The organism is Paucibacter sp. PLA-PC-4 (assembly GCF_026241155.1).
Classification (GTDB): Bacteria; Pseudomonadota; Gammaproteobacteria; order Burkholderiales; family Burkholderiaceae_C; genus Roseateles_E.
In genome coordinates this window covers 1-20628 of record NZ_JAPFGP010000005.1, presented here as the reverse complement: position 1 = coordinate 20628, position 20628 = coordinate 1, and the positions used below count along the sequence as shown (strand labels likewise).

Below are 20628 nucleotides of genomic sequence, written 5' to 3'. Positions count from 1 at the left end.
AGCCAACGCCGCACAGACGGCCGGCGTTGACGCCGTCGCCTCGGTGATTACCCCTGGGCCCCGCTCTCCAGCACCCGCAAGATCTCCCGCCCATAGGCTTCCAGCTTCTTCGCGCCGACGCCGCTGATGCCGGCCAGCTCGTCCAGGCTTTGCGGATGCAGCCGGGCCATCTCGGCCAGCGTGACGTTCTGGAAGATCACATAGGCCGGCAGGCCATGCTCTTTGGCCACCTCGGCGCGCCAGGCCTTCAAGGCCTCGAAACGCTGCTGGGCCTCAAAGTCCAGATCGATCGGCGCGGCGCTGCCACCACGCTTGCCCGGCGCGCCGCGCGTGGTCTTGCCGCGTTTGGGCGCGACGCTGGGCACGCGCAGCAGCAGCTGGACCTCGCCCTTGAGCACCGCGCGGGCGCTGTCGGCAAGCGCCAGCGTGTGGTACTCGCCTTCGCTGACGACATGGCCCAGCGCGATCAGCTGGCGCAGCACGGCGCGCCACTGCTGCTCGGGCAGGTTCGCGCCGACGCCCCAGGTCGACAGGCTCTGGTGGCCGTACTGCGTGACCTTGTCGGTGACCTTGCCGCGCAAGACATCGATCAGATGGCCGGCGCCGAAGCGCTGGCCGCCGTTCTGGTGGAAGCGGTAGATGCAGCTGAGCAGCTTGCGTGCGGCCTCGGTGCCGTCCCAGGTGGCCGGTGGGCTCAGGCAGTTATCGCAGTTGCCGCAAGCGCTGCTGGCCTCGCCGAAATAGCTGAGCAAGCGCACGCGCCGGCAGTCTGTGGCCTCGGCCAGGGCCAGCAGCGCGTCGAGCTTGCCGCGCTGGCCCTGCTTGAACTCTTCTTCGGCCGGGCTCTCGTCGATCATGCGGCGCTGGTTGACCACATCGGCCAGGCCATAAGCCATCCAGGCATTGGCCGGCGCGCCATCGCGGCCGGCGCGGCCGGTCTCCTGGTAATAGCTCTCGATGTTCTTGGGCAGGTCCAGATGGGCGACAAAGCGCACATCGGGCTTGTCGATGCCCATGCCGAAGGCGATGGTGGCCACCATCACGATGCCGTCCTCGCGCAAAAAGCGGTCCTGGTGCTTCTGGCGCACGGCGGCGTCCAGGCCGGCGTGATAAGGCAGGGCCTTCATGCCCTCGGCTTCCAGCCAGGCGGCGGTCTCCTCGACCTTTTTGCGGCTCTGGCAGTAGACGACGCCGGCCTCGTCTTCATGCTCGTCGCGGATGAAACGCAGCAACTGTTCGCGCGGCTTGTCCTTCTCGACAATGGCGTAACGGATATTGGGGCGGTCGAAGCTGCTGATGAAGACGCGCGAGTCCTCCAGCTTCAGGCGCTCGATGATGTCGGCCCGTGTCAGGTCGTCGGCGGTGGCGGTCAGCGCGATGCGCGGCACATCGGGATAGCGCTCGTGCAGCAGGCTCAGGCTCAGGTATTCGCTGCGGAAGTCATGGCCCCACTGGCTGACGCAATGTGCCTCGTCGATCGCGAACAGGCTCAGCAGGCCGCGCTCGTTGAGCGAGTCGAGCTGGGCCAGGAAGCGCGGGTTGGTGATGCGCTCGGGTGCCGCATACAGCATCACCAGGCGCCCGCTCATCATCTCGCGCTCGACATGGGCGGCCTGCTCCGAGCTCAGCGTCGAGTTCAGGAAGGCGGCGTGCACGCCGGCCTCTTCGAGCGCGCCGACCTGGTCGTGCATCAGTGCGATCAACGGGCTGACTACCACCGCCACGCCCTGGCCCTGGCGATGCCGTGCGATCGCCGGCACCTGGTAGCACAAGCTCTTGCCGCCGCCGGTGGGCATCAGCACCAGCGCGTCGCCGCCGCTCACCACATGGTCGACGATGTCAGCCTGCGCGCCGCGGAAGGCGCCGTAGCCGAAGACTTCTTGCAGGATCTGGAGGGGGGCGTGATGATGCATGGAGCCCGCTATTGTCCAGGAGAACCCAATTGACAGCCGACGACCTACGCAGCCAATTGATTCGGAACTTCAATGAGATCCCGCGCGAGCGCTTCGAGCGTGCGCCGCGCTACGAGAGTCTGGTGGGGCCGCTGTCCGGCGGCACGGCAGCGCGTAAGCTGGGATGTGGCATCGACACTGTGCCACCCGGCAAGCAGAGCTGTCCCTATCACTTCCATCACACGCAGGAGGAGATGTTTGTTGTGCTGCAGGGTTTGGGCACTTTGCGCGTGGCAGGCGAACTACTGCCGATCCAGGCCGGCGATGTGATCTTCATCCCTTGCGGCCCCGACTATCCGCATCACATCCTCAACACCTCGGACGCCGACCTGAAGTACTTGTCGATCAGTACCCAGGAGCGACCCGAGGTCTGCGAGTATCCGGACTCGGGCAAGGTGGCCGTTTTCTCTATGGGGCCGGCGCTGATACAACGTCGCGACAACTCACTGGATTACTGGGACGGCGAGGCGTAAGCCGGGGCCGAGGGCGGCTTCTCGCCCCGGTAGGAAATGGAAGCCATGCCCGAGCTGCGTTGCCGGGCCTCGGCCGGGCCCCAGTAGTCCACCGTGCCGACGCCGGAGACGCCGATACCCACTGCGTCGGTGGCCCAAAAGCTGGCGTGGCCGACGCCGCTGATGGAGACCGAGGCCGTGCCGGCCCGCAGCTGCTCGGCCTGTAGGGCGCCCTTGCCCGAGATCGCTGCCTGCATTGTGCGCACCTGGCCGGCCAGGCGGCCCTCGCCGGCACCGGAAATCACGAAGCGCAGGCTGTCGGCCGCCAGCGCGTCGAAGCGTGCCTGGCCGGCGCCGGAGATGGTGACGTCCAGCTGACGCGTCTTCAGCGGCCCGGGCGCATGCAGATCGCTGGCGCCGGAAAGCACCAGTTGGCGCACATTGCGCATCAGTACCTCGATCTGCAGCCGCGAGCCGTCCCAGAACTTCCAGCTTCCAGTCGGCCGGATCACAAGTCGATCCCCGCGCAAGTCCAGTTGCACGTTTTTTTGGGTCTGCGCATTGCCGACGATGAAGACCTGGTCGCGCTCGCCCTGGGCCAGGCGCACCTGGGCGGAGCCGCTGACCTCCAGGCGTTCGAAGGTTCCCGGCGTGTAGAGCTGGCCCTCGGCAGCCTGGGCCGAGGCCGGTTGCGCACCGGCCACCAGCAGCAGCGCGAGCAGGGCTCTCATATCGATTGCTCCCGCAGCTTTTTCGAGACCTCACGGCTGGCGGTGAAGCGCGTGCCGTCGCGCATTTGCACCACCAGCTGCGAGCTCTCGTCGGGCGTCATCGCCTCCACGCAATCGAGATTGACGATGCAGCTGCGCTGCAGCTTCAGAAAGCGTTGCGGGTCCAGGCGCTGCTCGAAGCTGCTGATCGGCAAGCGCACTAGGAACTGGCGACCGCGGCTGGCTATGGCGGTGTACTTGGCGTCGGAGCGCAGGTACTCGATCGCGTCGACATGCAGTGGGAAGATCTTGCCTTGGTCGCGCACCAGGATGCGGGTCAGCGGCGCCTCGGGGGGGTGTTCCAGCGCCTCCAGTGCCGGGTTGAGTGTCGGGTTTGTCGCCGCGCCATCGAGCCGCTCCAGCACTTGCAGCGCATGCTCGACCGCCTCGACAAAGCGATCGTGCGAGAAGGGCTTGAGCAGGTAGTCCACCGCATGCAGCTCGAAGGCGGTCAGCGCATGCTCGTCATAGGCGGTCGTGAAGATCACCGCCGGGCCGCTCGTGTTGGGCTGCTGCGCCAGCGCGCGCAGCACCTGCAGGCCGGTCATACCCGGCATCTGGATGTCCATCAGCACCAGGCCCGGCTGCAGCGCGCGGATCTGGGCCAGTGCACTGGCGCCGTCATTGCAGACCGCCACCAGCTCCAACTGCGGCAGTTGCCCCACCCACTCGGCCAGGCTTTCGGCGGCCAGCGGCTCGTCCTCGGCGATCAGGGTGCGTATTCGGGGGCTGTGGTCGCGGTTCATCATCGTCATGCTTGCGGTATCCAGAGGTCGACGCGGAAGCCCGCGCCGGGGGCGGTGTGGATCTTGAAGCGCGCACGGCCCTCGAAGTCCAGCGCGAAGCGCCGGCGCAGCGCCGACAGGCCGATGCCGCGTCGTGCGCTGCCTTTGCCGTCGGCCTCGGCACCGGGTTCGATCCGCGCCGGGTCGCAGCCGGGACCATCGTCTTGCACAGTCAGGGCCAGGCCAGCGTTGAGCGCATCGCGGCGCGCGCTGATGCTGATGCAGCCGCCCCCGGTGCGCGGCGCGATGCCGTGCAGGATACTGTTCTCGACCAGTGGCTGAAGCGTCAGGACCGGCAGTTCGTCGTCCAGTGTGGCCGGGTCCAGCTGCCAGGCGATGTGCAGCCGCGGGCCTAGGCGCAGCGACTCCAGCGCCAGATAGTCGCGCACAAAATCGACCTCGTCCTGCAGGCTGACGCGGTCGCTGGCGCCGCGTTTGCTGTCCAGCACATACCGCAGCATGCCGGCAAAGCGCAGCAGCGCATCCTCGGCGGCCTTGGGGTCCTTGCGGGTGAGCGCGATCAGGGTGTTGAGCGTGTTGAACAGGAAGTGCGGATTCAGCTTGCCGCTGATGGCGGCCAGCTCTGCGCGCGCCAGCGCCGACTCGGCCTGGGCCGCCGCCACCGCGCTGGCACGGGCGCGGCGCGCTTGCAGCACGGCGGTGAAGCCGGCCACCAGTGCGATGTAGACGAACACGCCCCAGATCGCCCGCCATAGCACCAACTGCTGCAAGGTGGCCTGGGCATGGTCGGCACCGAACAGCCACCAGGCGGTCAGGAACTCAAGCCCCTGCCACAGCGCGGCGAACAGAAGGGCTGCCAGCGCATGCAGGCTCAGGCTGGCTGGTGCCCCCAGGCCGCGGCGCTGCAGCCAGCCCACCCAGGGCAGCACGGTCACACCCAGCAGCATCGGCGGCCACAAGCTCAGCGTGGCCTGGTAGACCCCACCCCAGAGCTGCCAGATGCCGCGCTGCAGCTCGGTGCCGGCCATCGCATAGAGCATCCAGCTCAGCAGGCACAGGCCGGCATAGGCAAGCCAGAGCTTGTGATTGCTGTCGGCGGGGCGGGGGCTCGATCTGGGCATGGCGCCATCTTAGGATGCCCCCGCCCAACGGTTGCGGCGGCGAGGATCAAGTGCAGGATCGCGGGCACGAGGCGCAAGTTGGAGGGCGGCGGTCGACAGCGGCATAATCCATCTCCACTCACGAACAAACGCCAGCGGAGCGCATCATGGCCTCGGTCAACAAAGTCATTCTCATCGGCAACCTCGGGCGCGACCCCGAGTTGCGCTACAACCCCAGCGGCGTGGCCTTCTGTACCATCAGCCTGGCGACCACGCGCAACTGGAAGAACCGCGAGTCCGGCGAGAAGCAGGAAGAGACCGAATGGCACCGTGTCGTGTTCAACGACAAGCTGGCCGAGATCGTCGGGCAATACTGTAAGAAGGGCCGCCCGCTCTATGTTGAAGGCCGTCTGCGCACCCGCAAATGGCAGGACAAGGAGGGCCGCGACACCTACACCACCGAGATCATCGCCGACCAGATGCAGCTGCTGGGCGGCCGTGACGGTGGTGACGAGGGCGGCGGCGGTGGCAGCAGCTACAGCGGCGGCCGCAGTGCTGGAGGTGGTGGCCGTGGTGCCGACCGTGGCGATGACTTCGACGCTCCGGCGCCGGCCCCCCGTGCCGCCGCACCGCGCCCCCCGGCCCCGCGCCCGGCACCGGCCCCGAAGTCTTCGACCGGCTTCGATGATATGGATGACGATATTCCGTTCTAAATAGCACCTTGTTGGTTTTCTGTTGATTCAAGGCCCGTGGCGCTTTGCGCCACGGGCCTTCTTGCGAGTGGATGGCTGTTGCGCGGGGCGGCCTCAAGGCTCTGCCGCCCCCTCGAGCAACCGTCTGCAACTGCCGCAGGCCAGCCTGTGTCTCGACCCGCTGGCCCGCCTGCTTGTGGCGGCTCGCGAGAGGCGCGTTGCCGTCCAGGCGCTGAAGCCGGGGGCCCGGCAGGACTGGGAAGCCTGTCGCGAGGTCGAGCGCAACTAGCTCAGCCCAGCCAGGCCTTGATGCGCCGCGCCAGCGCTTCGCGGCTGATGCCGTAGCGCTCGTGCAGGGTCGGCAGCGCGCCGGCGTCGAGGAACGCGTCGGGGAGGCCGGCCAGTTGGAAGCCGGCCGGCTGCACGCGGTGGCGAAGCAGCGCGCTTGCCACGGCCTCGCCGAGCCCGCCCACCACCGAATGGTTCTCGGCGACGACGACCAGGCGGTGCTGGTAGCGCACGGCCTCGACAATGGTGGCCTCGTCCAGCGGCTTGATCGTCGGACAGTGCAGCACGGCCACGCCAACGTTATCGGTGGCCAGGTCCTGCGCCGCTTCCAGTGCCCGCATAGTCATGAAGCCACTGGAGATCACCAGCACATCGGCGCCGTCGCGCAGCAGCTTGGCGCGGCCGAGCTCGAACTGGTAGTCGTACTCGTCCAGCACCAGCGGCACGTTGCCGCGCAGAAGTCGCATGTAGACCGGGCCCTTGTGCGCGGCGATCTGCGGCACGGCCTGCTCGATGTCCAGCGCGTCGCAGGGGTCGACGATCGTCAGGCCCGGGATACCGCGCATCATCGCGATGTCCTCTGTGGCTTGGTGGCTGGGGCCATAGCCGGTGGTCAGGCCGGGCAGCGCGCAGCAGATCTTGACGTTCAGGTTCTCCTCGGCAATCACCTGGTGGATGAAGTCGTAGGCGCGGCGGGTGCCGAAGACCGCATAGGTAGTCGCAAAAGGCATCAGGCCTTCCTTGGCCATGCCGCCGGCGGCGGCCATCAGCAGCTGTTCGGCCATGCCCATCTGGTGAAAGCGGTCCGGGTAGGCCTGGGCGAACAGGTGCAGGTCGGTGTACTTGGCGAGGTCGGCGGTCAGCCCGACGATCTCCGGGCGGCTGGCCGCGAGTTCGACCAGGGCCTTGCCGAAGGGCGCGGCCTTGACGCGCTGCCCCTCGCTGGCGATCGAGGCGATCATTGCCGAGGTGGTCAGGCGGGGCTTCTTGTCTGTGACGGTGTTCATGCCAGGGCTCCTTCGCGAGCTGTGGATGGATTGGCCGCGTCCAGCACCGCAAGGGCCTGCTGCCACTCCGGCGGATCGACGCGAATGAAGTGGTTCTTCTCGCGCTGCTCTAAGAAGGGCACGCCCTTGCCCATCAAGGTGTCGAAGAGGATCACACGCGGCTTGGCCTCGGTCAGCTGCCGTGCGGCATCGAAGGCCTTCAGCACGGCCTTTAGGTCGTTGCCATCGACGCGCTGCACATGCCAGCCGAAGGCGGACCATTTGTCTGCCAGTGGCTCGAAGCCCAGCACTTTGCCCGAGGGGCCATCGGCCTGCTGGTTGTTGACATCCACCAGGCAGATCAGGTTGGCAAGACGATGGTGGGCCGCGCCCATTGCCGCCTCCCAGGTTGATCCTTCGTCGAGCTCGCCGTCGGACATCGAGTTGTAGACGAAGGCCGGGTTGTTCTTCTGGCGTAGACCCAGCGCCATGCCCACGCCGATGGCCAGACCCTGGCCGAGCGAGCCGCCGGAGACTTCCATGCCTGGCGTGTAAGCGGCCATGCCGGACATCGGCAGGCGGCTGTCGTCGCTGCCATAGGTTTCGAGCTCGCTCTCTGGGATCACACCTGCTTCGATCAGGGCCGCATAGTGGGCGATGGCGTAGTGGCCATGCGATAGCAGGAAGCGGTCGCGGCCCTCCCATTCGGGCTCCTCGGGGCGCAGGGTCAGCGCATGGCAGTAGGCCACGGCCAGCACATCGGCCCAGCCGAGTGCTTGGCCGATATAGCCCTGGCCCTGTACCTCGCCCATGCGCAGGGCGTAGCGGCGGATGCGGTGGGCGGCTTGCGCCAGGTCCGAGACGCAGGCGGCGGTGTCGGTCATGGTAAATCTCCTTGAGAACCTAGAGAAAAAGACGGGGCGCGCTGTTCAGCGCAGGATGCTGGCGGGCACATAGGACACGAGGGCCAGGACGCCGAAGGCCACCAGGTAGAACGGGCCCAGCTCACGCACGGTCTGGCCGACCTTGACCTTGGCCAGTGCGCTGGTGATGAAGAGCGTGGTGCCTACCGGCGGGGTGTACAGGCCGATGGCCAGGTTCACGACCATCATGATGCCCAGCTGGGTCATGTCCATGCCTATGCCCTGGGCCAGCGGCACGAAGACCGGCGTCAGCAGCAGCACGGCGGCGGGCAGATCGATGAACATGCCCAGCATCAGCATCATCAGGTTCATGATCAGGATGACCAGCCACTTGGCATGCACGTTCTGCTGCACCCAGGCCGCGATACCCTGTGGCATCTGGTCGAAGGTCAGCAGCCAGCCGATTGCCGCCGACGCCATGATGACAAGCAGCACCACGCCCGTGGCTAGGCCGGCGTGGACGATGGCCGCGTTGAGCCGCGGCCAGCCCAGATCGCGGTAGATCACCGCGGACACCAGGCCGGCATACAGGGTCGAGAGCACGGCCACCTCCGTGGGCGTGGCGATGCCGAAGCGCAGGAAGATGATGATCAGCACCGGCAGCACGATGGCTGGACTGGCATAGGCCAGGTGCTTGCGAAAGGCCGGGCCATCGAAGGGGGTGGTCTCTCGGGGGAAGTTGCGGCGCTTGCCGACCCACCAGCAGGCTGCCATGAAGCCGCCACACATCAGCATTCCCGGCAGCACGCCGGCGATGAACAGCGAAGCGATGGACGCATTCGAGCTCAGCGCGAACAGGATCATTGGGATCGATGGCGGGATCAGGATGTCGATGGTGGCGGCGGCGGCCAGCGTGGCGGCCGAGAACGCCGCCGGGTAGCCCAGGCGCTTGTGCCAGGGGATCAGCAGCGAGCCGATCGCCGAGGCATCGGCGACGGCCGAGCCGGACACGCCGCCAAACAGCGTGGAGGACAGCACGCCGACCTGAGCTGGGCCGCCGTGAAAGCGTCCGATCAGCGTGGACAGCACGCCGATCAGGGCCTCGCCAAGCCGGCCGCCCATCATCAAGGTGCCGGTCAGCATGAAGAAGGGAATGGCGATCAGCGGAAAACTCTGCACCTGGGCGACCATCTGCTGCACCAGCAGATCCAGCGGCACCCGGTCGGAGGTTGCCGCAGCGGTCATCGCGGCCACCAGCAGCGCGTGGGCAATCGGCATCGCGGCGACGGCGGCGACGAGGAAGACGGCAAGAATGAGTGCACTCATGGGAGGCTCCTGATGAGGGGGCTGAGGCGGCTTACCAATGGGCCACCGGTACCGGCGATTCCTCGCTGCTGGGCGCCGGCACGGGCGGCGCGAACGCCGTTTGCCAGGCCGACTGCAGGGCCAGTACCGCGAGCAGCAGCATCCCGCCCATCACGCAGGCGTAGGTGATGGAGCCGGGCAGCTGCAGGATGGGTGACTTCTCGTCGTGCACGATTTCCAGCATCCGGAAGGTGGCCAAGGCCAGCGTGCTGTAAAGCCCGGCCACTACCAGCCAGCCCAGCGTCGTCACGGTCCGGCGCACCCGGGTCGGCAGGGTGTCCATCAGAAAGCTGGTGGTGATGTGGGCGCCGTGTACGGCCGCCAGTACGACGCCGGCCATCACCAGCCAAGGGAACAGCAGCTCGGGCACCTCGTTGGCCCATTGCACGCTGGAGCCGGTGGCGTAGCGCAGCACGGTGTTGACCACCAGGATGCCGAAGATCACCACCGTGGACAGCCACAGCACCCCGCGGCACAGGCTGACGACAGCGCGATCCAGGGCGCTGCGTTGCGTATCGTTCATGTTTGTCTCCTTCGGGGCCCGCGCTGGGCAGGCCCCGCCAGTCGTGGGTGACTCTGGCGGTCAGTGCGGGATTCAGTTGCCGCGCGCGGCAGCAATGACCTTCTTGACGTAGGGACCGATGGGACCTGCCGCCCATTTGTCGTCGACGCTGGCAGTGGCCTTGACGAAGGCCGCCTTGTCGGGCGTGGTCACCAGCACGCCCTTGGCTTTGAGGTCTGCCAGCAGTTTGTCGTCGGCTTCCTGTGACAGCTTGCGCTGCAGCGCCGTTGCTTCGACCGCGGCCTCGCTGACCGCCTTGCGGTCGACCTCGCTCAACCGGTCCCAGCTGCGTTTGCTCATCAAGAAGGGCGTCATCTGGAACATATGGCTGGTCAGCGCCAGGTGCTTCTGCACTTCGTAGAGCTTGCTGGCATGGATGTTGACCAGCGGGTTTTCCTGCCCATCGACCACGCCCTGCTGCAGCGCCACGTAGAGCTCGGCGAACTTGATCTGCTGCGCCTCGGCGCCCAGCGATTGCATGATGTCGACCAGCACCGCGTCCGGCGGCGTGCGCATCTTCAGGCCCTTCATGTCCTCGACTTTGGTGATGGCGCGCTTGCCGCTGGTCATGTGGCGGATGCCGTTATCCCAGTAGCCGAGCACGACCATGCCCTTGTCGGCGGATTTGTCGGCAAGCTCCTTGCCCAGCGGACCGTCGAGCAGCTTGAAGGCCTGGGCTGGTGTTGAGAACATGAACGGCATGCCATAGGCTGCGTACTCTGGCACCGCATTGGCCGCGGCGCCCTGGGAGTTGGCCGACATATCAAGCGCGCCGGTGCGCAGCGCGGTCACCATCGCGGCGTCATCGCCCAACTGGGCCGAGGGTGCCACCTGCACCTCGATGCGGCCCGCCGTCTTGGCCTTGAGGACCTCGGCGAATTTCATGGCCGCTTCGTGGCGCGGATTGCCGGGCGCGGCGCCGTGGCCCAGTGTCAGCTTGACGGCCTGCGCCTGCGCCGCGAGCGGGGCGACCAGGATCATGGCGGCGAGGGCCAGCAGTGTGCGGGTGAAGGTGGTGCGTTGCATTGGGTTTTGTCTCCGGATTGAATGAAGAGTGCCTCTGTGGGCCTCGGGTCGTTCAGCAGTGGATCAGTGAATCAACATGCCGCCGTTCACATCGAGCGTGATGCCGGTGCAGTAGGCCGATAGCGGGCTGGCGAGAAAGACACAGGCCCCCGCCACATCGTCGGCGCGGCCCAGGCGGGCCAGCGGGATCGTGTCCTCGATTTCCTTCTTGCGCTCCGGGCTCAGCTTGCCCTGGGTGATGTCGGTCTCGATCAGGCCCGGGGTGATGCAGTTGACGCGGATGCCCTCGATGCCGAATTCGCGCGCCATCGCCCGCGCCAGTCCCAGCACGCCGGCCTTGGCCGCCGAGTAGTGCGGCCCGCCGAAGATGCCGCCGCCACGCTGGGCCGAGACCGAGGAGATGCAGACGATGGCGCCGCTCTTGTGCTCGCGCATTGCCGGCAGCACCGCCTGCGACATGTACAAGGTGCCGCGCAGGCTCACGTCGAGGACGCGATCGTAGTCGGCGCCGCTGATGTCCAGCGTCTTGACAGGCTGAGTGATGCCGGCGTTGTTGACCAGAATGTCGATACGGCCGAGCGCCTTCAGCACCCGGGCTGCCGCTGCCTCGCAGGAGGCCTTGTCGGTCACGTCCGCCACCAGGCCGAGGTGACCCTCGCCCAGCCGCGCCGCAGCGGCGGCCGGGTCGGCGCGCTCCAGGTCGAGGATTGCGACTCTCGCGCCCTGCGCAGCCATCAGGCGTGCGGTGGCGAATCCCAGGCCGTTGACGCCGGCGCCGCCGGTGATCACGGCAACTTTGTCTTTGAGCAGCATGTGCTTTGTCTCCTGTGTTGTTGACCTAAATAGTCGGCGCTACGTGGCATGACAACAAGCGAAGTCTCGTCAGGCTAAGATGACAGTTCGTCATCTAACCAGAGGGTTCCCCCTATGGCCGGCGTTCCACCCTTGGCCAATCTGCTGGCCTTCGAGGCGGTTGCGCGGCGCCGCAGCTTTGCGCTTGCGGCTGCCGAGCTGCACCTGACCGCCTCGGCGATCAGCCATCAGGTCGCTAGGCTGGAGGCCCATCTGGGCGTGCGCTTGTTTGAGCGCAGTGCGCACGGCGTGCGACTGAGCACGGCCGGCGATCACTACCTGGGGCGCGTCGGCGGCGCCTTGTCGGCGCTGACGGCAGCCACTGAGGACCTGAGGCAGGGCGTCAACAACAGCCTTTATGTGCACTCGGCGCCCAGCCTTGCGAGCCTGTGGCTGATGCCACGCCTGCGGGCATTCGCCCAGGCGCATCCGGATATCTCGCTGAATCTCTCGGCGGCGCACACGCACAGCGATTTCGCGCTGGGGCAGGCCGATATCGACATCCGCTACGGTGTGCCGCAGTGGCCGGATCTTGTGGTCGAGCCGCTGTTCGAGGAGCGCATCGTGCCGCTTGCCAGCCCGGCCTTCATCCAGGAACACCGGCTCAAGCGGCCCGAGCATCTGCTTGATGTGCCGCTGATACAGAGCACGGTCAGCATCGTCCAGTGGCAGGACTGGTTTGCCGAATTTTCCGATCAGCGGGCACCTGAGCGCTTTGCCGTGCGCTTCGACCGCGCGCAGATGTCACTCGACGCGGCGACCCAGGGGCTGGGCGTCGCGCTGGAGAGCGCGACGAACGCCGGCCGCCACATCACCGAGCGCAAGCTCAAGCCGATCTTCGGGCTCGACAAGTCGATCAAGGTCAAGGCGCACTTCGCCGTCTATCCGGCACGCCATGCCAAGCGGCCGCCGGTTGAGGCCTTCCTCACCTGGCTTCATCAGCAGGCCTCCAAAGGGTAGCCTCGGCCTCAGAGGCCCGTCAGCGCGTGCCGCAGCAGCAAGGCTGACAGCACCCACATGGTCAAGCCGATGAGGCTGTCCAGCACCCGCCAGGCCCGTGGCCGTGCGAACCAAGGCGCCAGCCAGCGAGCGCCGAACCCCAGCAGCCCGAACCAGATGGCACTGGCGAGCGCAGCGCCGGCGATGAAGTAGGCGCGCAGCTCGGCCGGCTGTTGGGCGCCGATGCTGCCCACCAGCAGCACGGTGTCCAAATAGACATGCGGGTTCAGCAGCGTGAAAGCCGCCGCCTGGGCCAGCGCCGCTGTCCGGCCCAGGCCTTCGCCGCCTGCCGCCGCCCGCAACTGCCCCGCATGCCGGGCGCGGCGCAGCGCAAGCCCGCCGTAGACCGCCAGAAACAGCGCGCCAGCCAGGGCGAGCGCGCGCGCCAGGCCGGGGCGCTCGCCCAGCGCCTGGGCCATGCCCAGCACGCCGGCCATGATCAGCAGCGCATCGGCAGCGGCGCAGAACAGCACCACCGGGCCGACGTGCTCGCGGCGCAGGCCCTGGCGCAGCACAAAGGCATTCTGGGCGCCGATGGCGACGATCAGGCCCAGGCTCAGCGCCAGACCCTGCAGCAGTGCGGCCGGTGCGGCGGCCAGGTTTGAAGTGATCATGGGCTGAGCTTGCCAGTCCTCTCAAATGAAGCCAAACTAACTAATCTAAGTTGAGTTTAGAAAAACTAATCAGATGTTGGACTACGCCGCGCTGTCTGCCCTGGCCGCCGTGATGCGGGAGGGGAGTTTTGAACGCGCGGCGCGCGCGCTCCATGTCACCCCCTCGGCCATTTCTCAGCGCATCCGCCTGCTGGAGGAGCGTGTCGGCTGCGCGCTGGTGATACGGGAGCAGCCCTGCCGGGCGACGGAGACGGGACGCCGGCTGTGCCAGCATGTGGATCAAGTGCGCCTGCTGGAGCAGGAGCTCCACACGGCGCTGCCGGCCCTGTCAGCGGACGCCCCAGCGCGCGTCCCGCTGCCGATCGCTGTGAACGCCGACAGCCTCGCGACCTGGGCCGCAACGGCGCTCGCCAGCTTCGCGGCGGACAACCCGGTGCTGCTGGAAGTGCTGGTGGATGACCAGGATCACACCAGCGAGCGCCTGCGCAGCGGCGCAGTGCTGGCCGCCGTGACGGCGTCGGCGCGGCCCGCCGCCGGCTGTAACAGCCGGCCGCTGGGCGCGATGCGCTACCGCGCCACCGCGAGCCCCGCCTTCATACAGCGCTACTTCGCCGACGGCGTCGGCGCGGGCACCCTGGCATTGGCGCCCAGCCTCGTCTTCAATACCAAGGACGAGCTGCAGGCCAGCTGGGCACGGCGCCTGTGCCACCGGCACGTGGAATTGCCACGGCATACCCTGCCGTCCTCCCACGCTTTTGTGAGTGCCGCAGCGGCAGGCATGGGCTGGGGTCTGCATCCGGAGTCCATGATAGCCCGTCAGCTCAGCGAGGGCAGCCTCGTCGAGCTGGTGCCCGATACGCCGCTGGACGTCGCCCTCTATTGGCAGCACGCTCGCGCGGCTTCGGGGCTGCTGGACCGCCTGACCGGTGCGGTGCTGTCGGCCGCCCGCGAGGCCTTGCTGGCGCCCTGACGGACGCCGTGAAGGGCGCGGCTTGCCTCAGGCGCCCAGCACGCGGCGGATATGGCCGGCAATGGCGTCGTCCTGGCAATTCGTGAAGAACAGCTCTTGGAACTTCTCGCCCGACACGGTGGCCTTCAGCAGGTCCTGGTCGACCGTCTTCAGCACGCTCAGCATGTCCTTGCACGAGGCGGCCTTGAGGTCTTTCAGGATGCCTCGGTTCTTGGCCATGATGGCAGCGCGCTCCTTCGGGTAGCCCACGCCGCGCTCGTGCTCGAACAGCTTGCGGTAGCAGTCCTGCAGATTCAGTTCGGCCGCCCAGCCGAAGCCCTTGGCATAGGGCATGGACAGGCAGTTGCCGTCGTTGATCTGGCCGAACAGGAAGGCATCGGTCGGGTCGATCACCAGGCCACAGAACACGCCGGGCATGGCGTTGCAGGCCAGCATCGAGCCCATGCCGGTGCCGCAGCCGGTGACGACGAAGTCGGCCGCCTTGGAGTTCAGCAGGATACCGGCCAGCAGGCCGTTCATCACATAGGTCAGCGAGGCCTTGTCCTCGGGGGTGTACATACCGTAGTGGTGCACGCTGTGCCCGAGCGGCTGTGTGACGGTCTTCAGCGCATTGAAGACGGTGTCGGACTTGGCCGCTTGGCTGTTTTCGATGATGAGCGCGATTTTCATGAGGGGTGACTTTCTGAGTCGAACGAACGGGAGCAGGCGAGCATCGCCTGGTGCATGGGCCGCTACACCACAGGCCAGAGGGCCTGGGCGCGGGCCGTCATGCCAGGTGCAATCCCAGGGAAGGGCAAGACTGCATGGTCAGAAAGTTCCACCTGGCTAACCGCGCACCTCTGCCAAAGGCGAGGCGCTGGCGCTGGCATCATTGTGCCGTTCTTATGCGGCTCTTGCTGCGGGCGGTGCTCGGACCATTTGTCATTTATGGCCGTTACATTGCTGAGTCACACCGCGAACACGGGGAGCGCAAGCCCTGATTGCGAGCCTGCGCTTGCCGTGGAATAGTCGTTGGCTCAGTTTTCAATTTGTCATGTCACGATCCCCTGTCTTTAATTCGTCACATATTCCAGCCAAGCGGCGTGGCGGCTTCACCCTGCTGGAGCTGCTGGTGGTGATGGTCATCATCGGCCTGCTGGCCGGCTATGTAGGCCCGAAGTTCTTCGGCCAGATCGGCAAGTCCGAGGTCAAGGCAGCGCGAGCGCAGATCGACGGCCTGTCCAAGGCGCTGGACCAATACCGCATTGAGGTGGGCCGCTACCCGAGCACCGAGCAGGGCCTGGCGGCCCTTGTCACCAAACCCGGCGAAGAACCGCGCTGGGGGGGGCCCTATCTGAGCAAGGCAGTGCCCAAGGACCCCTGGCGCAATGACTACCAGTACCGCTCGCCGGGCGAACATGGCGACTACGATCTGTTCTCGCTGGGCCGCGACGGCCGCCCCGGCGGCGAAGGCGAGGATGCCGATCTGACCAGTTGGTGAGATCGCTCGCGCCCTCCATGCCGCAGTACCAGATCCGTATCTTCCATCCCCAACTGGGGGTGCAGTCGCGGCGCATCGAGGCGCCGGATCGACAGTCGCTGGCCGGCCTGGCCGGTGTGGCGCCCCAGCATCTGCTGGAGGTCGAGGAGCTGTCGGGCGGCGCCGAGCGCCCCAAGCTCGGCGGCCGCGGCAAGCGCTTTCCTCTGCAGCTCTTCAGCCAGGAGCTGGCCGTGCTGCTGGACGCCGGCATCGCACTGCTGGAGGCGCTGACCACGCTGCGCGAGAAAGAGGCCAACCCGGCCGTGCGCGTGGCCTTGGACGGTGTGATCGATGCGGTCCAGCAGGGGCGGCCTTTGTCGGCCGCGATGCAGGCCCAGCCCCAGGCCTTCGACGAGCTGGTCTGCGCCATCGTTGCGGCCAATGAGCGCACCGGCCAGCTCAGCGCGGCGCTGGCCCAGCACGCGCGCTACCTGGCCTGGGTCGAGAGCCTGCGCTCGCGCCTTATCGCGGCCTGTGTTTATCCGGCGATGTTGCTGCTGGTTGGTGGCGCGGTGATCCTGTTCTTGCTGCTCTTCGTGCTGCCGCGCTTTGCGGGCATCCTGGACGGTCTGGGCAATGAGCTGCCCTGGGCCTCGCGCGCGCTGATCACCTTTGGCCAGACGGCCGGAAGCCAGCCGCTGCTGGTGCTGGGAGGCCTTGCGGTGATTCTGGGGTCGGGCCTCGGGCTGTGGCGCCACGCCGGCCTCAGGCAGCGCCTGCAGGCCTCGCTGTGGACCCTGCCGGGCCTCGGGCCTAGATTGCGCGTGCTGGCGCTGGCGCGCCTGTACCGCAGCATGGGCATGCTGCTGGGCTCGGGCGTGCCGGTGCTGGCGGCGCTGCGCATCGTCGAGGGCGTCGTAGCCCTGCCCTGGCGTGCGGCGGTTACCGCAGCGGCCGAGCAGGTGGCGCAGGGCGGACGTTTTTCGGATGCGCTGGAGGACCAGGGCCTGGCGACGCCAGTGGCGCGTCGCATGGTGCGGGTGGGCGAGCGCAGCGGTGAGCTGCCTGCGATGCTGGAGCGCGCGGCAGCCTTTCATGATGAGGAGGCGGTGCGCCTGACCGAGCTGTTGACCCGGGCCATCAACCCGGCGCTGATGCTGGTCATGGGTGTCTTGATCGGCGGGATCATTGTCTTGATGTATCTGCCGATCTTTCAGTTGGTGGAGCAAGTCCAGTGACGGCTGTCGTTCATTCCCTCAGCGACTTCCTGCCGGCTGACCGTGGCCCCTGGCATCTGGACTTCGAACGCTGGCCGCAGGCCCAGGCACAGCGCTGGCGGGCGGTGCTGGCGGTCGGTGCGGGGGGCCGCGCAATGCTGTTGGCCGAGCGCGACCCTGATGCGCTGCTGCTGCAAAGCATAGAGACGAGGCTGCAGCAGCCGGTGCGCTGGCTGCGCTGCGAGGCGGCCGCGGTCGAGCATTGGTTGGGTGCAGGTGAGGCGGACTTCCGCGCGCTGTCCGATGTCGAGGAAGAGGTGGCCACCGGCGAGGCCGGTGCCGGCACAGAGGAGCTGTCGGCGCTGCGCATGTCCGAGCAGGCCTCGCCCGTTGTGCGCCTGCTCAACGCCACCTTGTACGACGCACTGCAGGATGGCGCCAGCGATGTGCATATCGAGTGCACGGTGCGCGGCGCGGTGATACGTTTCCGTATCGACGGGGTGATGGCCATGGTGCGCACCGTCGAGGGCGCGGCGGTGGCCGAGCAACTGGTGTCGCGGTTGAAGGTGATGTCCGAGCTGGACATCGGCGAGCGCCGCTTGCCGCAGGATGGCCGCTTCAAGCTCAAGGTGCAGGGTCGCGAGGTCGACTTCCGCCTCTCCATCATGCCCAGCGTGTTTGGCGAGGACGCGGTTGTACGCGTACTAGACCGCGCCCGCATCGAGCAAGCGGGCGGCCAGCTGACCCTGGATGCGCTGGGCTTCGATGCCGACGAACGCGCGGCGATACGCGCCCAGGCGCGTCAGCCGCACGGTATGCTCCTGGTGACTGGCCCGACCGGCAGCGGCAAGACCACCACCTTGTACGCCACGCTGGCCGAGATCCACACCGGCACCGACAAGATCATCACGATCGAGGACCCGGTCGAGTACCAACTGGCCGGGGTCGTGCAGATCCCCGTCAACGAGAAAAAGGGCCTGACTTTCTCGCGTGGCCTGCGCTCCATCTTGCGTCACGACCCCGACCGGGTGATGGTGGGCGAGATCCGCGATGCCGAGACAGCCCAGATCGCGGTGCAGGCGGCGCTGACCGGCCATCTGGTGTTCTCGACTGTCCATGCCAACAATGCCTTTGACGTGATCGGCCGCTTCATGCATATGGGGCTGGACCTGTACAACGTGGTCTCGGCGCTGAACGCGGTACTGGCCCAGCGCCTGGTGCGGCTCAATTGCAGCCATTGCGCCCGGCCCTACGAACCAGAGGCAGCGACCCTGGCCCGCCATGGCTTGAAGCCCGACGCCGGCCATCGCTTCATGCGCGGCGAGGGCTGTGGCCATTGCCGCGGCAGCGGCTATCGCGGGCGGCGCGCGGTGGCCGAGCTGCTGAAGCTCGACGACGGCCTGCGCGACCTGATCGCGGCGCGCGCGCCGATGTCGCAGATCAAGGAAGCCGCACGTGCGCGCGGCATGAAGCCGCTGCGCGCGATGGCGCTGGAGGCGGTCTGCCGCGGCGTCACCACTTTCGAGGAACTCGAGCGTGTCACCCTCGATGAATAGGGCTCCCGGACTCAAGGGTCAGGTCTTGCGTTGGCGCCGTGGCCTGGGTGCTCGCGTGGCCAAGCCCAGCCTGTTGTGGCTGACGGCCGAAGGCCTGGACCCCGCCGCCCATGCCGGCCGGGCGCTGGAACTTGTGGCCTCCGAGCATCTGCTGCAGCATCTGATCTGCGAGCCGGGTCTGCCGCTGGCCGACGAGGCCGCGCTGCAGGCTTATGCGCGCCAGCTCTTCGGCCACTATTTCGGCGCGGCCGCGCAGCGCTGGGCGCTGGCCGGCTGGCGCATGCAGGGCGCGACGGGTGTCAGCGCCCTGCACGGGCTGGACCTCCAGGCCTTGCGCCAGGGACTTGATGCGCATCAGGTCAGCCTTCGCGGCCTGCGCCCGGCCTGGGCTGCGGTGCTGCAAGGTGTTTCGGCCGAGCAGCCCGACTGGCTGCGCGCACCGCAGGCGGCGCTGGCTTGGGTCGAGGGCGGCCTGCTGACCTGGCTGGCGCTACGTGCCGGTGTGGTCCATGAGCTGCGCCATCAGCGCCTGGCCGGACCCACTGTGCAGGCTCTGCATGAGGCGCTGGCGGAGATCAAGGGGGAGGCCAGCAATGCGGCGACGCAAGTGCTGGTGCAGGGCTATGGGCTCGATGCCGCCCAGATGCCGGCGCTGCCGGGTGTGCGCCAGTTGGCGCCGCTGGATGCTGCCACGCCCAAGCCCGCCTGGTTCGAGCCGCTGGCGCAGCCCATTGCCGCGCTTGCGCACCCCGACTTCGCCGCCGACATCGCGCCGCGCTCTCGTCTGGGCTGGCCGCTGGCGCTTTGCGGCGCGCTGGTGCTGGCCACCGCCCTGTGGAGCGCCTGGGACAGCCGCGAGCAGTTGCGCGCCGCGCAGCAGCGGGTGGCCGCGCTGTCGGCCCAGCTGCAGCGCCAGCCGCCCCCGCCGCGACTCGACTTGGCCGCACAGCGCGGTGCCGCGCGGGCCAGGGCCGTGTTGGACCAGGAGCGCCTGCGCGTCGCCACCGAGGTGCAGTCGCTGCTGCAAACGCCCTGGGGGCCGCTACTGAGCCATGTGGAGCAGGCCGGCATGGGTGAGCCGCCAGAGCAGGGCATCAGCTGGCTGGGCATGGACTACTCGGCGCTGCGCCGCGAGCTTCGCCTGGACGGGCTGGCCGGCGATCAGGCCCTTGCCTTGCAGCTGGTCGAGCGCCTGAGCGCCGCGCCGGGCTGGACCGATGTGGTGCTGAGCCGCTTCCAGACCGCCGGCGAGGGCCTGGCGGGCCAGCGCTTCGATCTTGGCGCCAAGCTGCAGCCCGAGCTGCTGCGCGACGACCTGCCGCGCGTCTCGCGCTCCAAACCGGTGGCCCAGCCATGAAAATGACCATCGCCTCGATGCAGCGATCGCTGCGCGCGCTGCGCTGGCCCGGCCTGCTGGGGCTGGCCGCGCTGGCGCTGGCGGCGCTGCTGGAGCTGGGCCTGACCCAGCGCTGGCAGGCCCAGAGCGACGTGTTGCAGGCCACGGCCGAGCGCTTGCAACGCCAGCTGCGGGTTCAGCGCGCCAGCGGCGCCGGCCCCGAAGCCACGCTGCAGACCTGGCAGATGGCCCTGCCCGATGCCGACCAGCGCCAACAGCGCCTGGCCGATCTGCTGGAGCAGGGCCTGCGCGCGGGCCTGCTCAGCAGTCGCACCGAACACCGCCTGAGCATCGATGCGACGGCCGGGCTGGAACGGCTGCGCGTGAGCATGCCGGTGCAGGGCGGCTATGCCCAGCTGCGCGGCTTTATCGAAGCAGCGCTGCGCCAGGACCCGGCGCTGAGCCTGGATAGCCTGAAGCTGCGCCGTGCTAGCCCTACGGCTGCGCAGATCGATGCCGAGCTGGTCTGGTCGCTGCATGCGCGGCATGACCGTGTGGACGGGAGCAAGCCATGAGTGGCCCCAGTAAATCGGTGACGCCGCGCCAGGTGCTGCTGGGCGCCGCGCTGGCGGCGGCCCTTGCCGCGACCATGTGGGCGGCTCAGATCGAAGAGATGGCCGAAGAGCCGGCTGCGCTGGCGCGCCCGAAAGCGGCGGCGGCACCAGCAGCCGCCAGCGCGGCGCCGGCGCCGGCGCGCCGGGCACAGGCCTGTCCCTTATTCACATCTCCGAGCCCACGAGACTAGGCATGATCTCGGATGCCG

General features: G+C 67.7%; 22 protein-coding genes. 10 read left to right on the top strand and 12 right to left on the bottom strand.

Going from position 1 to position 20628, the window contains the following annotated elements; all coding sequences use genetic code 11:
• Positions 1-47: 47 nt before the first annotated feature.
• The gene (recQ, locus tag OOZ63_RS09185) at positions 48-1913 is read right to left on the bottom strand and encodes a DNA helicase RecQ (protein WP_266005138.1); all 1866 of its coding nucleotides are present in this window, start codon (positions 1911-1913) and stop codon (positions 48-50) included.
• A gap of 29 nt (positions 1914-1942) precedes the next feature.
• On the opposite strand from recQ, the gene OOZ63_RS09180 reads away from it, so the two are divergent.
• Complete coding sequence (locus OOZ63_RS09180; RefSeq protein ID WP_266005137.1) at positions 1943-2425, top strand: cupin domain-containing protein; 483 nt, start codon at positions 1943-1945, stop codon at positions 2423-2425.
• On the opposite strand, the gene OOZ63_RS09175 is transcribed toward OOZ63_RS09180, so the two are convergent.
• From OOZ63_RS09175 to OOZ63_RS09165, 3 genes are read right to left on the bottom strand one after another with little or no spacing between them, the layout of a single operon-like run.
• A complete protein-coding gene (locus OOZ63_RS09175) occupies positions 2404-3135 on the bottom strand; it encodes a head GIN domain-containing protein (RefSeq protein WP_266005136.1) in 732 nt (243 codons plus the stop codon). The two genes, OOZ63_RS09180 and OOZ63_RS09175, sit on opposite strands and share 22 nt — an antisense overlap.
• Positions 3132-3929: a LytR/AlgR family response regulator transcription factor gene (locus tag OOZ63_RS09170; protein WP_266005135.1), complete on the bottom strand. Its 798-nt coding sequence runs from the start codon at positions 3927-3929 to the stop codon at positions 3132-3134. The genes OOZ63_RS09175 and OOZ63_RS09170 overlap by 4 nt, the downstream gene beginning before the upstream one ends.
• A complete protein-coding gene (locus OOZ63_RS09165; protein ID WP_266005134.1) occupies positions 3926-5041 on the bottom strand; it encodes a sensor histidine kinase in 1116 nt (371 codons plus the stop codon). Before OOZ63_RS09165 ends, OOZ63_RS09170 begins: the two co-directional genes overlap by 4 nt.
• 146 nt (positions 5042-5187) lie before the next feature.
• On the opposite strand from OOZ63_RS09165, the gene ssb reads away from it, so the two are divergent.
• Entirely contained in the window at positions 5188-5733 is a 546-nt protein-coding gene (gene ssb / locus OOZ63_RS09160; protein WP_266005133.1) for a single-stranded DNA-binding protein, read from the top strand.
• Between the two features lie 269 nt (positions 5734-6002).
• Here the strand turns inward: ssb and OOZ63_RS09155 are convergent, their stop codons facing one another.
• From OOZ63_RS09155 to OOZ63_RS09130, 6 genes are all read right to left on the bottom strand, one after another.
• Positions 6003-7007 (bottom strand): transketolase family protein, encoded by a 1005-nt coding sequence (locus OOZ63_RS09155; RefSeq protein WP_266005132.1) that lies wholly within the window; start codon positions 7005-7007, stop codon positions 6003-6005.
• Positions 7004-7870 carry a transketolase gene (locus tag OOZ63_RS09150; RefSeq protein WP_266005131.1) on the bottom strand — a complete coding sequence of 289 codons (867 nt, stop codon included), beginning with the start codon at positions 7868-7870 and terminating at the stop codon, positions 7004-7006. The genes OOZ63_RS09155 and OOZ63_RS09150 overlap by 4 nt, the downstream gene beginning before the upstream one ends.
• A gap of 45 nt (positions 7871-7915) precedes the next feature.
• The gene (locus tag OOZ63_RS09145) at positions 7916-9175 is read right to left on the bottom strand and encodes a TRAP transporter large permease (RefSeq protein ID WP_266005130.1); all 1260 of its coding nucleotides are present in this window, start codon (positions 9173-9175) and stop codon (positions 7916-7918) included.
• Positions 9176-9206: 31 nt separating this feature from the next.
• On the bottom strand, positions 9207-9737 hold the full coding sequence (locus OOZ63_RS09140) for a TRAP transporter small permease (RefSeq protein WP_266005129.1): 531 nt from the start codon (positions 9735-9737) through the stop codon (positions 9207-9209).
• Positions 9738-9809: 72 nt separating this feature from the next.
• Positions 9810-10802 carry a TRAP transporter substrate-binding protein gene (locus OOZ63_RS09135; RefSeq protein WP_266005128.1) on the bottom strand — a complete coding sequence of 331 codons (993 nt, stop codon included), beginning with the start codon at positions 10800-10802 and terminating at the stop codon, positions 9810-9812.
• Between the two features lie 63 nt (positions 10803-10865).
• Positions 10866-11615: an SDR family NAD(P)-dependent oxidoreductase gene (locus OOZ63_RS09130; protein WP_266005127.1), complete on the bottom strand. Its 750-nt coding sequence runs from the start codon at positions 11613-11615 to the stop codon at positions 10866-10868.
• Between the two features lie 114 nt (positions 11616-11729).
• On the opposite strand from OOZ63_RS09130, the gene OOZ63_RS09125 reads away from it, so the two are divergent.
• Entirely contained in the window at positions 11730-12614 is an 885-nt protein-coding gene (locus OOZ63_RS09125; protein WP_266005126.1) for a LysR substrate-binding domain-containing protein, read from the top strand.
• An 8-nt stretch (positions 12615-12622) separates the two neighbouring features.
• On the opposite strand, the gene OOZ63_RS09120 is transcribed toward OOZ63_RS09125, so the two are convergent.
• The gene (locus tag OOZ63_RS09120) at positions 12623-13267 is read right to left on the bottom strand and encodes a LysE/ArgO family amino acid transporter (protein ID WP_266005125.1); all 645 of its coding nucleotides are present in this window, start codon (positions 13265-13267) and stop codon (positions 12623-12625) included.
• A gap of 73 nt (positions 13268-13340) precedes the next feature.
• On the opposite strand from OOZ63_RS09120, the gene OOZ63_RS09115 reads away from it, so the two are divergent.
• Positions 13341-14237 carry a LysR family transcriptional regulator ArgP gene (locus tag OOZ63_RS09115; RefSeq protein WP_266005124.1) on the top strand — a complete coding sequence of 299 codons (897 nt, stop codon included), beginning with the start codon at positions 13341-13343 and terminating at the stop codon, positions 14235-14237.
• A gap of 27 nt (positions 14238-14264) precedes the next feature.
• Here the strand turns inward: OOZ63_RS09115 and OOZ63_RS09110 are convergent, their stop codons facing one another.
• The gene (locus tag OOZ63_RS09110) at positions 14265-14906 is read right to left on the bottom strand and encodes an RpiB/LacA/LacB family sugar-phosphate isomerase (RefSeq protein WP_266005123.1); all 642 of its coding nucleotides are present in this window, start codon (positions 14904-14906) and stop codon (positions 14265-14267) included.
• A 364-nt stretch (positions 14907-15270) separates the two neighbouring features.
• Here OOZ63_RS09110 and gspG point away from each other — a divergent pair, with 364 nt between their 5' ends.
• Genes gspG through OOZ63_RS09080 form a run of 6 tightly spaced genes read left to right on the top strand, consistent with a single transcriptional unit; the run spans position 15271 to position 20610 of the window.
• The gene (gspG, locus tag OOZ63_RS09105; protein ID WP_323055736.1) at positions 15271-15717 is read left to right on the top strand and encodes a type II secretion system major pseudopilin GspG; all 447 of its coding nucleotides are present in this window, start codon (positions 15271-15273) and stop codon (positions 15715-15717) included.
• A 17-nt stretch (positions 15718-15734) separates the two neighbouring features.
• Positions 15735-16934, top strand: coding sequence for a type II secretion system F family protein (locus tag OOZ63_RS09100; RefSeq protein WP_266005122.1), 1200 nt, complete (start codon positions 15735-15737; stop codon positions 16932-16934).
• On the top strand, positions 16931-18469 hold the full coding sequence (locus OOZ63_RS09095; protein WP_266005121.1) for a GspE/PulE family protein: 1539 nt from the start codon (positions 16931-16933) through the stop codon (positions 18467-18469). The genes OOZ63_RS09100 and OOZ63_RS09095 overlap by 4 nt, the downstream gene beginning before the upstream one ends.
• Positions 18462-19826: a hypothetical protein gene (locus OOZ63_RS09090; RefSeq protein WP_266005120.1), complete on the top strand. Its 1365-nt coding sequence runs from the start codon at positions 18462-18464 to the stop codon at positions 19824-19826. Before OOZ63_RS09095 ends, OOZ63_RS09090 begins: the two co-directional genes overlap by 8 nt.
• Positions 19823-20380: a GspMb/PilO family protein gene (locus OOZ63_RS09085; RefSeq protein WP_266005119.1), complete on the top strand. Its 558-nt coding sequence runs from the start codon at positions 19823-19825 to the stop codon at positions 20378-20380. The genes OOZ63_RS09090 and OOZ63_RS09085 overlap by 4 nt, the downstream gene beginning before the upstream one ends.
• On the top strand, positions 20377-20610 hold the full coding sequence (locus OOZ63_RS09080; RefSeq protein ID WP_266005118.1) for a hypothetical protein: 234 nt from the start codon (positions 20377-20379) through the stop codon (positions 20608-20610). Before OOZ63_RS09085 ends, OOZ63_RS09080 begins: the two co-directional genes overlap by 4 nt.
• The last annotated feature ends 18 nt before the right edge of the window (positions 20611-20628 follow it).